Origin of the sequence: Bacillus basilensis (assembly GCF_050630465.1) — a bacterium.
Taxonomy (GTDB): Bacteria; Bacillota; Bacilli; order Bacillales; family Bacillaceae_G; genus Bacillus_A; species Bacillus_A basilensis.
In genome coordinates, this window is sequence record NZ_JBNTQO010000021.1 from 13,335 (window position 1) to 27,481 (window position 14,147).

The window sequence follows — 14,147 nt, forward strand, 5'->3', positions numbered from 1 at the left end:
AACACCCTCAAGATCTTCTTGAGGGTGTTTTTTATTCTACTGCTGCCCATATCCTTCAAACTTCTTCGCCAAATTCTCCATCTCGTCTTCTGGCAATAGCTTCGGCTCCCCAACACTTTTCGTTTGATAATAAATTTGCGCACAAAACTCAATCTCTTCCGCAACAGTAAATGCCATTTTTATATGATTTGCCCCTGCAATTAAACCGTGATTGGCAAGTAACACGGCACGTCGATCAATCATACCTTCAAAAGCAGCCTCCGCTAATTGCTTCGTACCAAATGTTTCATATGGCGCACAGCGAACATTCGGACCTGCGAAAGCAATTAAATACGATACAGCAGGAAGTTCCCATCCTAATGATGCAATCGTCTTCGCGTAAGGAGAGTGTGTATGCACAAGTGCATTTATATCTTCACGATTTCTATAATAAATAAGATGCATATCAAGCTCACTTGATGGTTTTCTCTCTCCCTCTACCACTTCACCATCTAAGTTTAATATAACTACATCTTCAGGTTTTGTTTCATAATACTCTAAACCACTTGGGCTAATTGCAACAAGCCCTTGTTCGCGATTAAAAATACTAATATTACCACCGGTCCCCTTTGTTAAACCGCTAGAAATCATTTTCTTTCCATACGCTACAATTTCTTCTCTTTCTTTTTGTAATAACATATACATCCCCCTAAGTATGAAGCTTATGATGACTGACTTTTTATATCTATCTACTTACTAAAATAGCTTTTTTAAGTTTTCCGTAAATGGTGCTTTTACAATCCCTTTTTCCGTAATAATCGCTGTTACATTTTCATGTGGCGTGACATCAAATGCTGGATTATATACCTTACTTTCTTTCGGAGCAGAATATTGTCCGAAGCGATTAATCACTTCAGAAGCATCTCTTTCCTCGATTGGAATTTCTTTTCCTGTCGTTGTTTTTAAATCAATTGTTGGTGTTGGTGCTGCTACATAAAATGGAATGTTGTAGTATTTCGCTAAAATAGATACGCCTAATGTTCCAATTTTATTTGCTACATCACCGTTTGCTGCCACACGGTCACATCCAACGATTACAGCGTCAATCTTCCCTTGTGACATGACCATAGCCGCCATATTATCCGTAATGACAGTGACGTCAATTCCCGCTCGTTGTAGTTCTAATGCTGTTAACGTTGAACCTTGTAATCTAGGGCGTGTTTCATCAGAATAGATTTTTAAGTCCCATCCTTTTTCTTTCGCTAAGTACATTGGAGCTGTCGCAGTACCATACTTAGTCGTCGCTAACGCACCCGCATTACAATGTGTTAATACTCCCATTCCATCATGGAATAATGTTAATGCATGATCTCCAATCTGACGGTTAATTTCTTCATCTTCTCTATGAATCTCTTTTGCCTCTTCTAGTAATCTATCTTTCAACTGAGAGATTGATAAGTGGGTATTTTCTTTCGCCACATTCTCCATTCTTTCAAGTGCCCAAAATAAATTTACCGCCGTCGGTCTCGATGTTGCCAAATATGCACATACTTTTTTGACTTCCTCTATAAATTCTTCCACCGTACTTTGAGGAACTGCCTTGGCTCCTAAATACACACCGTAAGCTGCTGAAACACCAATCGCTGGCGCTCCTCTTACTTTCATTACTTGAATCGCATCCCACACACTTTCAGCTGTTTTAAAAGATTCATAGACAACTTCATTCGGTAATACTGTTTGATCTAATAAAACTAAAGCATCATCTTTCCACTGGATTGGTATTAATTGCTCTTCCATCATCTTCTCCCCTTACTTCGCATAGTGCATTGACTGTTCTTTTAACGTTTCTACAAAGCTTGTACCTGTTTTATATTGATTCGCTCGTAAAATAAATTTCTTTGCAACTTGAAGACAAATGCGTTCCGCTCTAGCACGTGCTTCCTCATTCTCAATACAAGTAATATCTTTTACTTTCGCTAGCCCAACAATACGACGAATTAACTCAAGGCCTGTCACTGCAGCTATATCCTCTAATACAGATTGTAAATAAATTTCGTTAAAGCCTTCTTCCTTCGCCATAATCTCTGTCACATGAATATTCCAAGCATCTAAAAACTTCTTCTTAAATAGATCAATTACCTCTATCATTGTAGATTGTAACCAATCCATATACGTATCCTTCTCAGCTCCATCTGACATCGTTGCATCTGCATTTACCCAAGCAAACATTAAATTCGCCATTACATTCCCGACGTCATATCCCATAGGTCCATAAAAGGCAAACTCAGGATCAATTATCTTTGTGGAATCACTTTTTACAAAAACAGAACCAGTATGCAAATCACCGTGAATAAGCGCCTGTGCATTCGTCATAAAAGAAAACTTAAGTTTTGCTACTTCGATACGAAGCTCTTTATCACTATAAATATGCTCTCTAATCCATCCATCATTTAATGGAAATAACTCATTACGCTTATTATGATTTGTAAATGGCTCAGCGTATACGAGGTCTTCTGTAATCTCACATAACTCAGGATTTATATAATTCTTCACAAGTTCCTTCTTCTCTTTATGATTCATTACAACATCCGATGTTAATAAGAGTGTATTTACCAAAAAGGTCGTTAAATCATCCGCAAGCCTCGGAAATATTTGATGATTTATAAGTGCTGTACGTAATATTGTATGATCCGATAAATCTTCCATTACGCAACAATTCATCACACTATCAAACAAATACACCTTTGGAACAAGCCCAGGTGCTAGCTCCTCCTCCAACTGCAAAACATCTGATTCTATACGAATTCGATTCGTCGACAACTTAAACTCATCTGAAATACGTGCTGTATCCCCAGCTTGCTTTACAATGACAGAAATGTTCTCCTTTTCATCCCAAACGCGAAACACATAATTTAAATTACCATCACCTATTTCTTTACACTGTAACCCCTTTGCATCCTCAAACTTAGATAATTTCTCTTTCACATATACAATCACATCGTTAGCTTCCATTAAAAAATACTTTGTGAACTTAGACATGGTTTCCCCTCCATACTAATTGTAAGCGTTTTCTAAAAGCTATAAAAAATAATATGGTTAAATTTTTTATTCTATAATATATGTTCTTCTTTTGGAAATGTATATCTAGGTTTTATTATATCTTGTTAGCACTTTGAGTCAATGTTTCTAATTATCATTACAATATACTTCCTAATTATATATTTGAGATGACAAAAATTGTTCAAAAAAATTCCGATTCATTTTATTTTCTTTATCGCACAATTCTTTGTAGAATAGAAGTAAGCAGTTCCTTTTCAAATCCACAACTTCTAAGAAATATTTCCTTCCTATGAATTTATACTTACAACATATCTCTAACATACACACTACTCTTTCAAACACTCATTGAAAATTTATAAACTTAAAATTACCTTTCAATTCCTTAATAGCCTTAATTGAGAATAAATATTAATTAAATTGATATAAAGTTGGTTTATTCTCTTGACAAAATAACCAATTCTATATGATAATTAATATCGAATTAGAATTATTATAGTTAATTAAAAAATATATTTTATGAGCAAACTATTTTTTGATGCTCAAAACCAACATTTAGGAGGAATTTTAATATGTTATTAATCGGCACAGAAGTAAAACCGTTTAAAGCTAATGCTTACCATAATGGAGAATTTATCCAAGTTACTGACGAAAGTTTAAAAGGAAAATGGAGTGTAGTTTGTTTCTACCCAGCTGACTTCACATTCGTTTGCCCAACTGAACTTGAAGACTTACAAAACCAATACGCAACTCTTAAAGAGTTAGGCGTTGAAGTATACTCTGTATCTACAGACACTCACTTCACTCACAAAGCATGGCATGATAGCTCAGAAACTATCGGCAAAATCGAGTACATCATGATTGGTGACCCAACTCGCACAATCACTACAAACTTCAACGTTTTAATGGAAGAAGAAGGTCTTGCTGCTCGTGGTACATTCATCATCGATCCAGACGGCGTTATCCAATCTATGGAAATCAATGCTGACGGTATCGGCCGTGACGCAAGCATTCTTGTTAACAAAATTAAAGCAGCTCAATACGTACGTAACAACCCAGGTGAAGTTTGCCCAGCTAAATGGCAAGAGGGTTCTGCTACACTTAAACCAAGCCTTGACCTTGTAGGCAAAATCTAAGGAGTTCGATCAAAATGATACTAGATGCAGATATAAAAACACAACTATCCCAATACCTTCAGTTAATGGAGAACGATATTTTACTTAAAGTAAGCGCTGGAGACGACAACGTATCTAAAGATATGTTAGCTCTAGTAGATGAATTAGCTACTATGTCATCTAAGATTACAGTAGAAAAAGTTGAACTAGAGAGAACACCAAGCTTTAGCGTAAATCGCCCTGGTGAAGACACTGGTGTCGTATTCGCTGGTATTCCATTAGGACACGAATTTACTTCATTAGTGTTAGCTTTACTACAAGTAAGTGGACGCGCTCCAAAAGTTGAACAAAAACTAATCGATCAAATTAAAAACATTCAAGGCGAATATCATTTTGAATCTTATATCAGCCTAAGTTGTCATAACTGTCCTGATGTTGTACAAGCTCTTAACGTAATGAGCGTTCTTAACTCTGGTATTACACATACTATGATTGATGGCGCTGCATTCAAAGAGGAAGTAGAAAGCAAAGACATCATGGCAGTACCTACTGTTTACCTAAACGGCGAATCTTTCGGAAGCGGTCGTATGACACTTGAAGAAATTTTAGCTAAAATGGGTAACGGTCCAGATGCATCAGAGCTTTCTGATAAAGATCCATACGATGTTCTTGTTGTTGGTGGCGGCCCTGCTGGTGCAAGTGCAGCAATTTATGCAGCACGTAAAGGCATCCGCACTGGTATCGTTGCTGAGCGCTTCGGTGGTCAAGTAATGGATACTATGGGTATTGAGAACTTCATTAGCGTAAAACGCACTGAAGGTCCTAAGCTAGTAGCAAGCCTTGAAGAGCACGTAAAAGAATACGACATCGATGTAATGAATCTACAACGTGCGAAACGTTTAGAGAAAAAAGAACTTATTGAAGTGGAACTTGAAAACGGCGCTATTCTGAAAAGTAAGAGCGTAATCGTTTCAACAGGTGCTCGCTGGCGTAACGTTGGCGTACCAGGTGAAGCTGAGTTCAAAAACAAAGGTGTAGCATACTGCCCACACTGTGACGGTCCATTATTCATCGGAAAAGACGTAGCAGTTATCGGCGGCGGTAACTCTGGTATTGAAGCAGCTATCGACTTAGCAGGTATTGTTAAGCACGTAACTGTTCTTGAATTCATGCCAGAATTAAAAGCTGATGCTGTATTACAAGAGCGTCTTAACAGCTTACCAAACGTAACTGTTTTGAAAAACGTTCAAACGAAAGAAATTACTGGTACTGACAAAGTAAACGGTATTTCTTACATCGATCGTGAAACTGAAGAAGTTCATCACGTTGAATTACAAGGTGTATTCGTACAAATCGGTCTTGTTCCAAACACGGACTGGTTAGGCGAAACAGTTGAACGCGCTCGCGGTGAAATCGTAACAGACAAGCACGGCGCTACAAACGTACCAGGAGTGTTTGCTGCAGGTGACTGTACAAATAATCCGTACAAACAAATCATCATCTCTATGGGTTCAGGTGCAAACGCAGCTTTAGGTGCATTTGATTACTTAATCCGTAACTAATTTATAGACGTGAGTAAAGAAAAGCAGGTGCCAAGGCACCTGCTTTTTTATATTCTTAATGTATAAACTAAAAATCTCTCATTTCCATTCTTCTCATAAGCCCCAGGCAATCTTACTTCCCTCTTCAGCTCAAACGCAGTCTGGTTCTCTAAGAAGAAAATATAATCTTCAGAAGGATAGTATAAAATAATATCCACTTCTCTCTCTGTTTCTTCTACCGAAAGCAAAATATTATTTACTACGTTCATAAATACTTGTACAGAAAATGGATTAAAGAAATAAAACCGGTTATCACGTGGATTAATCTCATATTCCTGCGCTAAACAACATTCAAACCCAATCTTATCTTTACTGTTTCGTACCTTTCGTGCATAACGATCAAGATTATCCATTGCTTCTTTATAAAACTCTTCATTCATTTCAATTCCAACCGCTGAAGCACCACACTTATGCTGCATGTAAAAGTTTAATCGTCCTTTTCCGCATCCAAAGTCTACAATTCGGTCACTACTTCGTATTTCATATTGATTCAGTAACTCATCTAACCCGCTATACGGCGTCGGTTCATAACGATGATAGTGCATAGACTTGTTAAACCCTTTTTGCTCACCGACTGTTTTTATGTTTAAAACTGCATCATAATATTGTTCGTTCATTGATTTTCTCCTATTAAGAAATGGTACTTATTATTATACACCATGTACAGGAGACTCATTTTTCATCAAGTTAACTGATACGTGAAATTATACAAACGATTTTCTAAATATATCTATCGTAACTTCGAATATATCAACGATTTTTCCAATATATCGACGTTTCGACAAGAGATATCGACTTACCGACAAATTCCTACAAAAAAACAGGAGCTATCTAGCCCCTGTCCTCTAATACTTTCAATACAGTTTGTTTCAATATTTCCACCCCATCCATAATACAACTATGATCGAACTTCATATACGGATGGTGTAATCCAGGTTGTAGGTTTGCACCTAGTCCAAGCATGACAGCTTTTAAATGGGTTCTCTTCACTGTGTAGTAATGGAAATCATCACTTCCTGTCGTATACAGTGGTCCAGTGCATCCCTCTTCCCCGTACACTTCAAGAATGCCTTTTCGCATAAAGCGCTCAGCTTCTTCTGAAACTTCAGCTCCTGGTGCGAGATCAATCCACTCATAAGATACTTTAGATCCCATTGATTCAGCTGACAGAATTACTTGCTCTATTTTTTGCTTTAATTCATTTAGTAATATATTATTTTCTGCTCTAACATCTAAGCTAAAATGCCCGTTACCTGGAATGATATTTAGGTTATCTCCACCAGCTTGGCACCTCGTCATCTTCACTGAATATGAACTTTGCGGTGGTAGCCATATATTTTTTAAACCGATATTGATCATAGAAATGACATCAATTGCATTTATCCCTTGATGCGGGCGTGCCCCATGCGCATCATCTCCGTGAATCGTTCCTTCTAAAAATCCTGCTGCTCCGTGACGAATAGATGGGGCAGCTTGTTTCAAAGGCAGTTCTTCAATTGGGCGTAAATGAACACCGAATAAGAAATCAGCATCATCCACAGCACCCTTCTCTACCATCTTTAAAGAACCATTTCCTTTTTCCTCTGCTGGCTGAAAAATAAACCTAACTGTTCCACTATCCCATCTCATATTTTTCAATTGTAAAATAAGTCCCATCACAATTGTCATATGAGCATCGTGACCACATGAATGATTCGCTTTAAACTCTCCATCCACTTCTTGCCACAGTGCATCCATATCAGCACGAATTGCAATAACTGGATTTCCGCTTCCAATTTCAGCAATCACGCCTGGGCAATCATCAAATACTTTATATGAAATTCCTTCTTCTTTTAAAAAGTTAGTAATATACGCTGTCGTTTCATACTCTTTCCAACTCACTTCAGGGTTTTCATGTAAATGCTGAAAAATTTCAGTTAAACGCTCTTGTAATTCTAATGTTTTCAAAGCTACATTCTCCTTCCCAAATTCCAAAACCATTCAGGTTAATTATACTTATGAAAAACAGATGTTTTTATGAACATATTGAATTTTAAGAAAAAAGTCAATTGTTTATTTTTAAATACTTTAAGGCTTCACTCTGCATCGACATTACAAACTAAACGAACAACTAGAACATTCCTTATTTTCTGTTTTTTGTTGACGCTTACATTGATTTCTAGTTATTATAATTTAATAACGTCTATTTTACGACAATTCTAAAAATACAAACAAACATACGTAACAAGGAGGAACTTTATGAAAAAAGAAATACCTTTTGGAATAGCGATTATCCCTATTATCATTACCGTTGCAGTTATGATGGTTACAATTGTTGTATTAAAACAAAGTCCTCATGTTCCACTTATTATCGGTACAACCGTTGCTTCTATCGTCGCTTGGCGTTACGGTTACAAGTGGAACGATCTTGAAGAAGCAATGTATAAGGGGATTCGTCTTGCATTACCTGCTATCGTTATTATTATTCTTGTTGGCTTAACAATCGGTGCTTGGATTGGTGGCGGAATCGTCGCAACAATGATTTATTACGGTTTAAATCTTTTAACTCCATCACTATTTCTCGTTTCAATTACAATTATTTGTTCTATTGTTGCATTAGCAATTGGTAGCTCTTGGTCTACAATGGGGACAATTGGTGTTGCAGGAATGGGAATTGGCCTAAGTATGGGAATTCCAGCTCCAATGGTGGCTGGTGCTATCATTTCCGGTTCTTACTTCGGCGATAAAATGTCACCGCTCTCAGACACAACAAACTTAGCCGCAGGATTAACAAATACAGATTTATTTACACATATTCGTCATATGTTATTTACTACAATTCCAGGTTTAATTATTACTCTTATCGTTTATGCATTATTAGGAAGAAGCTTCGGAGCTAACAATATTGATGCAAAAAGCATCGATCAAACGTTACAAGTATTGCAACAAAACTTTGTTATCTCACCTTTCCTATTAATCATACCTGTAGTCGTTATGGTATTGGTCGCTAAAAAAGTTCCTGCCATCCCAGCTATTCTTGTAGGTATTATTTTAGGATTTTTATCACAAGTCTTTATTCAAGGTGGTTCTGTCTCTGCATCTGTCGGTGCACTCCAAACTGGATTTGTTATAGACACTGGAAACAAGCTAGTAGACGAACTATTTAACCGTGGCGGCTTAGATTCAATGATGAATACAGTCTCTATGACAATTGTCGCTATGACTTTCGGAGGAGTATTAGAACATACAGGTATCCTTCGCTCAATTGTAAATCAAATTTTAAAGTTAGCGACATCAGCAAAAGGGCTTATCGCCTCTACTATTGCTTCTTGCTTTGCAACAAACCTTACTTGCTCTGAACAATATATTTCGATTGTTGTTCCTTCAAGAATGTACGCAAATGCATACACAGAAAAAGGACTACATTCTAAAAATTTATCCAGAGCATTAGAAGATGGTGGAACTTTAACTTCTGTCTTCGTACCTTGGAATACGTGCGGTGTATTTATTCTTGCAACACTTGGCGTAGGTGCGTTTGAATATGCTCCTTATGCTATATTAAATTTCATTGTACCTATTATCTCAATCATTTACGGCATAACTGGTCTCACAATTACGAAACTATCTGACATTGAAAAAGCGGAACTACTAAAAAAACAAAAAGCTCAATTAGAAGCTTAAAGATAACGGTAAATTCAGTTCGTATATTGCGCGAGGGCGTCCTTGTTGATAAGGCATTTCCTCGCCGCAAATATGAGCATACCCATAATCAACTAGTTTCTTTAATAACCTTTCAGTTGATCGCCGAGTCACTTGTAAGTATTCAGAAAGATCTGCTGCCGTAAACTTCAATGACGGATGTGATTGACTAAATTGAATAATTTTTGATAAATTTGCTGGACTAAGCTTCGTTTCCTTCGCTATTTTCATTAGTACCGGGTTGTCATTCTTCAAGCTTTGTACTCTCTGTTCTTTCGGGAACGGACCAAATAGTTCTTTATCACTTGTTAGTATATAAAAACAGTGGTCTATTGGATTATTCTTCGCGAAACCTTGAGCGATTTTAGCATTTTGCTCTGCTTCCTTCACAGTTTTTCCGTAACCAAATCCAATAGCTATCGTTCCTTCTATACTCGCAAATAAATTATTTATCATATTTGTTTTTATAATCGATTCAATATCACCACGAGTCGTATACAAAATGAACGTCATTTCATCAATTTTTTTAAATGAGCCACGTAGTTCTTTTGAAATGACATCTAATTGCTCAAGGAAACCTTCTCGTAATTCTAAAGAAGAAATCATACAAGCACCAACAGTAGCTGAATGGCTTTTTGCTAACTCAGCTTTTATTTTTGCATCTTTTAACCCATGTATAATGGATTGCTTTGGATCTATCATACGTTTTGAAGGGATACCTATTTTTTGAAGTTCATCATAGACAGCATGAATACTAGTTAAAGCTAACTGAGCTTCTCCAGATTGATATTTAGCTACATGAAAATCAATAACTCTATTTATTTCATCTTTACTCCACAGCATATTTTCATAATCAAACACTTGTGGACTTTCTTTTATACCGATATCTTGGAACACATTTATAATAAATGAGCGGTCTACTAAATCAATTGAAATTTTATGTGGTTGAATTCCTTGGTGATACATGACAGAAAGAATGGAAGATGCGACAGTTGTCTCGTCTTGCTGTAAGTACGTACTTGGAATTCGTAATTGTTCTCTTATTTCTTTTGCCATATAATAAGGTAAAGCACCTGAAAAAAAGATGACATCACAAGGCTTTAAACGCTTTAATAGTTCAGAAGATTCTGCAGGATGAAGGTAAATATATGGATCAATCTCTATTTCTTCTAGTTTATGAGCAACAGGTAAAAGTGTCTCCATAAACTCTTTTGAACCGACAACTGCAATTTTTATCATCATTTTCTCTAACTCCTTATCATTAATTAACGACTATTTAACGTCAACTATATCAAATGTACAAAACCATTGTAAACAGGAAGGGGTCTTTATTCAATGAAAATTACCGCTATTCACCTTTATGCAATTCGTTTACCGCTTCGCGATCCGTTTATTATTAGTTATGGTTCTTATTCTGATATGCCTTCTATTATCGTAAAAATGGAAACAGATGAAGGCATTATCGGTTACGGTGAAGGCGTTGCTGATGATCACGTTACAGGCGAATCATGGGAAAGTACTTTCCATACTTTAAAACATACACTTGCTCCTGCGCTCATTGGGCAAAATCCAATGAATATCGAGAAAATACACGATATGATGGACAATACCATTTACGGTGTGCCTACTGCGAAGGCCGCAATAGATATTGCTTGTTTTGATATAATGGGCAAAAAATTAAATCAACCTGTATATCAATTAATTGGCGGGCGCTACCATAAAGAATTTCCTGTCACTCACGTTTTAAGTATTGCCGATCCTGAAGATATGGCTGAAGAAGCTGCTTCTATGATTCAGAAAGGTTACCAATCTTTCAAAATGAAAGTCGGTACAAATGTAAAAGAAGATGTAAAACGAATTGAAGCAGTACGTGAACGTGTAGGAAATGATATCGCGATTCGCGTTGATGTAAACCAAGGGTGGAAAAATAGCGCAAACACATTAACGGCACTTCGTTCATTAGGTCATTTAAACATCGACTGGATTGAACAGCCTGTTATAGCGGATGATATTGACGCAATGGCTCACATTCGTTCTAAAACAGACCTTCCACTTATGATTGATGAGGGATTAAAGAGCTCTCGTGAAATGCGCCAAATCATTAAATTAGACGCGGCTGATAAAGTAAATATAAAACTAATGAAATGCGGTGGCATATATCCAGCTGTAAAACTCTCTCATCAAGCTGAAATGGCAGGCATTGAATGCCAAGTTGGATCCATGGTCGAATCATCTATTGCCTCTTCCGCAGGATTCCATGTCGCTTTCTCGAAAAAGATCATTACGAGCGTCGAGCTAACAGGTCCATTAAAGTTCACGAAAGACATCGGAGACTTACATTACGATGTACCATTTATTCGCTTAAACGAAAAGCCAGGACTCGGCATTGAAATAAATGAAGATACCCTACAAGAACTAACCGTCTTTCAAGACGTTGTACGCTAAAGGAGGACTAACGCATGACAGTTCTATACAAAGGATCATTAAAACAAAATAACGATCCATTTCACGTTACATTACTATCACTAGAGCACATCGAGCAAATTTTATTACTGCAGAACGTCGTAGTTGAAGCACTAGAAGATAAAAGTCGTTTACAGCCGCTCTCACAAGAAGAATTTCAATACATTTTAGAAGGAAACGGCATGATGATTGGTGCTTTTATCGAAAATGAACTTATCGCATTTCGGGCCCTACTCGTCCCTCCTATCGACGATGAACATTTAGGACTTGATATTGGCTTAACAGAAAGTGAACTACACCGCGTCATCTATCAAGAAATCTCAAACGTTCATCCGAACTGTCGAGGAAATGGGATGCAAAAAATATTAGCGACAGTCATCATGGATGAATTACAAAAAGAAGATGGAAAATACGACTATGTTTGCTGCACGGTTGCACCTTTTAACATTCCAAGTTTAAAAGATAAGTTTGCACAAGGGATGAAGATTGCTGCGCTGAAGGAGAAGTATGGTGGTAGTCTGCGGTATGTTTTTGTGAAGGAATTGCATGAGGACAATGAAAGGGATTGGACGGATATTAAGAGCGTTCCAATGAACAATGCTGGTGGACAGCAGGCGTTGCTTTCGGATGGGTATCGTGGGTATGAACTGGAGAAAGTGGACAGAGATTTTGTTGTGAAGTTTGGGCGATGATCTATATGCTCGAAAAAAGGAGATGTCCCTTGTGACATCTCCTTTTTTTCAATCCTTTGAACAATTCTGTGGTAAATGAAATTATATCAACGATTTTTCGAATATATCTATCATAACTCACAATATATCAACGATTTTTCAAATATATCTATCATAACTCACAATATATCAACGATTCGACAAGGAATATCGATTTACCAACAAAAATCGATATCCCTTCCTAAACCGTCATCTTCCAACTCGATAACGCTAACCAATTCTCCATTTCCTTATAATCAGGCATTATCTTCCCGACAAGACGCCAAAAAGAGCGATCATGATTTAAATGAACCATATGGCACATTTCGTGAACGACTACATAATCAATTACTCGCTGTGGTGCCATCGCTAGCTTCCAATTGAATGTTAGTTGTAAATTCGAATCACAAGTACCCCACGTACGACTACTATCTGTAATACGAATAGAGCGTGGTTTTGTTTTGAAATTACTTTGATGCGCTTTAATACTCTTCTCTACCAATGACTTACACTGCTTATAGTAAAATCGTTTTAAAGCTTGCTGTACTTTCTCATCCTTAAGCTCTTTCACATAAATATGTAGCTTATCTCCCTCAAACACTGCATTATCTTGCGTAATGCTTGCATCTTGAGAAATTTGTATCGGATACGTATTTCCTAAATATAGAAAGCCCTCTCCTTGATCGTAATCCTTTTCCTGTGATCCAAGCGCTCGCTCCTGCATTTCCTTACGGGTTGTCTGAATCCAATCCCACTTCTCCTCTAGCAACTGGACTAAGTATTCAACAGGTGTCCCTTTTGGAGCTTGCACTTCCACATTTCCGTACGAATCTACAAAAAGACGCACAGACTTTTTCTTTTTATAAGTTATATGAAAATGAATTGTCTCACCTAAATATGTATGTACCATTTCATCACCTAGTGTATTATTTTTACAAGTAAAAAAGAGTAGGATACAAACGTCCTACTCTACCTATTATATCATTTGCTGCTTTAACAAACTCATTACCCTCTATACTTTACACCTAATCCCTTAATGAAATTCCTTGCGTATCTATCGCCGCACTCTTTGTAATTTTTATGGCCTTTTTTTCTTAATAGAGCGCCTAACTCTCCTTTTGTTACCGTAACACCTACGCTATCTAATATATCAAGTACATCCTCACTCGTTAATGATAGTGCGATTTTCATTTTCTTTAGAAGAAGGTTATTGGCACTCTCCTTGCTCTGTACAGGTGCCGGTTGTCCTGGTTTCGGATCTTGCTTCCCTCTTTTTAAAGTAATAAATCCATTTAAAAATGCCTCTAACATCATCATGTCGCATGTTAATACGTACTCATCTTCGATTACATCATCATTGTCAGCTTCATGCTGAGGCGCTCTTTTTATTTTTGTAAGCATATCAACTACGTCTTCTTTCGTTACTTCCATCCCGCCAAGTTCAAAGATTTCTACCATATCTATATCTTTTATATCTAAAGCGTATCTTACTCTTTTTAATATATCGTTGTTGCTCATTGCCATTGTTTTGCCTCCTGAAATGT

The 14,147-nt window shown here is 37.0% G+C and carries 13 protein-coding genes; 5 read left to right on the plus strand and 8 right to left on the minus strand.

Features of this window, described 5'->3' with window-relative positions:
* Nucleotides 1-36: 36 nt before the first annotated feature.
* Genes ACQVV1_RS25810 through mtnK form a run of 3 tightly spaced genes read right to left on the minus strand, consistent with a single transcriptional unit; the run spans nucleotide 37 to nucleotide 3,018 of the window.
* Nucleotides 37-678 carry an L-fuculose-phosphate aldolase gene (locus ACQVV1_RS25810; protein ID WP_016133508.1) on the minus strand — a complete coding sequence of 214 codons (642 nt, stop codon included), beginning with the start codon at nucleotides 676-678 and terminating at the stop codon, nucleotides 37-39.
* A gap of 57 nt (nucleotides 679-735) precedes the next feature.
* Entirely contained in the window at nucleotides 736-1,776 is a 1,041-nt protein-coding gene (gene mtnA / locus ACQVV1_RS25815; RefSeq protein WP_242256105.1) for an S-methyl-5-thioribose-1-phosphate isomerase, read from the minus strand.
* Nucleotides 1,777-1,788: 12 nt separating this feature from the next.
* Nucleotides 1,789-3,018 (minus strand): S-methyl-5-thioribose kinase, encoded by a 1,230-nt coding sequence (gene mtnK / locus ACQVV1_RS25820; RefSeq protein ID WP_242256107.1) that lies wholly within the window; start codon nucleotides 3,016-3,018, stop codon nucleotides 1,789-1,791.
* A gap of 590 nt (nucleotides 3,019-3,608) precedes the next feature.
* Here mtnK and ahpC point away from each other — a divergent pair.
* Both ahpC and ahpF read left to right on the plus strand, forming a co-directional pair.
* Nucleotides 3,609-4,172: an alkyl hydroperoxide reductase subunit C gene (gene ahpC / locus ACQVV1_RS25825; RefSeq protein ID WP_000924422.1), complete on the plus strand. Its 564-nt coding sequence runs from the start codon at nucleotides 3,609-3,611 to the stop codon at nucleotides 4,170-4,172.
* Nucleotides 4,173-4,186: 14 nt separating this feature from the next.
* Nucleotides 4,187-5,713 carry an alkyl hydroperoxide reductase subunit F gene (gene ahpF / locus ACQVV1_RS25830; RefSeq protein WP_016089513.1) on the plus strand — a complete coding sequence of 509 codons (1,527 nt, stop codon included), beginning with the start codon at nucleotides 4,187-4,189 and terminating at the stop codon, nucleotides 5,711-5,713.
* 47 nt (nucleotides 5,714-5,760) lie between these two features.
* On the opposite strand, the gene ACQVV1_RS25835 is transcribed toward ahpF, so the two are convergent.
* Nucleotides 5,761-6,369 (minus strand): class I SAM-dependent methyltransferase, encoded by a 609-nt coding sequence (locus ACQVV1_RS25835; RefSeq protein WP_242256109.1) that lies wholly within the window; start codon nucleotides 6,367-6,369, stop codon nucleotides 5,761-5,763.
* Between the two features lie 214 nt (nucleotides 6,370-6,583).
* Nucleotides 6,584-7,699 (minus strand): M20 peptidase aminoacylase family protein, encoded by a 1,116-nt coding sequence (locus ACQVV1_RS25840; RefSeq protein WP_242256112.1) that lies wholly within the window; start codon nucleotides 7,697-7,699, stop codon nucleotides 6,584-6,586.
* Nucleotides 7,700-7,990: 291 nt separating this feature from the next.
* Here ACQVV1_RS25840 and nhaC point away from each other — a divergent pair, with 291 nt between their 5' ends.
* Complete coding sequence (nhaC, locus tag ACQVV1_RS25845; RefSeq protein ID WP_242256114.1) at nucleotides 7,991-9,412, plus strand: Na+/H+ antiporter NhaC; 1,422 nt, start codon at nucleotides 7,991-7,993, stop codon at nucleotides 9,410-9,412.
* Here the strand turns inward: nhaC and ACQVV1_RS25850 are convergent.
* Nucleotides 9,401-10,672 carry a transcriptional regulator gene (locus ACQVV1_RS25850; protein WP_242256116.1) on the minus strand — a complete coding sequence of 424 codons (1,272 nt, stop codon included), beginning with the start codon at nucleotides 10,670-10,672 and terminating at the stop codon, nucleotides 9,401-9,403. The genes nhaC and ACQVV1_RS25850 overlap by 12 nt on opposite strands.
* Before the next feature lie 93 nt (nucleotides 10,673-10,765).
* Here ACQVV1_RS25850 and ACQVV1_RS25855 point away from each other — a divergent pair, with 93 nt between their 5' ends.
* A complete protein-coding gene (locus ACQVV1_RS25855; protein ID WP_242256117.1) occupies nucleotides 10,766-11,875 on the plus strand; it encodes a mandelate racemase/muconate lactonizing enzyme family protein in 1,110 nt (369 codons plus the stop codon).
* Nucleotides 11,876-11,889: 14 nt separating this feature from the next.
* Nucleotides 11,890-12,585, plus strand: coding sequence for a GNAT family N-acetyltransferase (locus ACQVV1_RS25860; RefSeq protein ID WP_242256119.1), 696 nt, complete (start codon nucleotides 11,890-11,892; stop codon nucleotides 12,583-12,585).
* A gap of 220 nt (nucleotides 12,586-12,805) precedes the next feature.
* Here ACQVV1_RS25860 and ACQVV1_RS25865 read toward each other — a convergent pair whose 3' ends face one another.
* Both ACQVV1_RS25865 and ACQVV1_RS25870 read right to left on the minus strand, forming a co-directional pair.
* Complete coding sequence (locus tag ACQVV1_RS25865) at nucleotides 12,806-13,513, minus strand: M48 family metallopeptidase (RefSeq protein WP_063221586.1); 708 nt, start codon at nucleotides 13,511-13,513, stop codon at nucleotides 12,806-12,808.
* A 95-nt stretch (nucleotides 13,514-13,608) separates the two neighbouring features.
* Complete coding sequence (locus ACQVV1_RS25870) at nucleotides 13,609-14,127, minus strand: YehS family protein (RefSeq protein ID WP_242256121.1); 519 nt, start codon at nucleotides 14,125-14,127, stop codon at nucleotides 13,609-13,611.
* Between the last annotated feature and the right edge of the window lie 20 nt (nucleotides 14,128-14,147).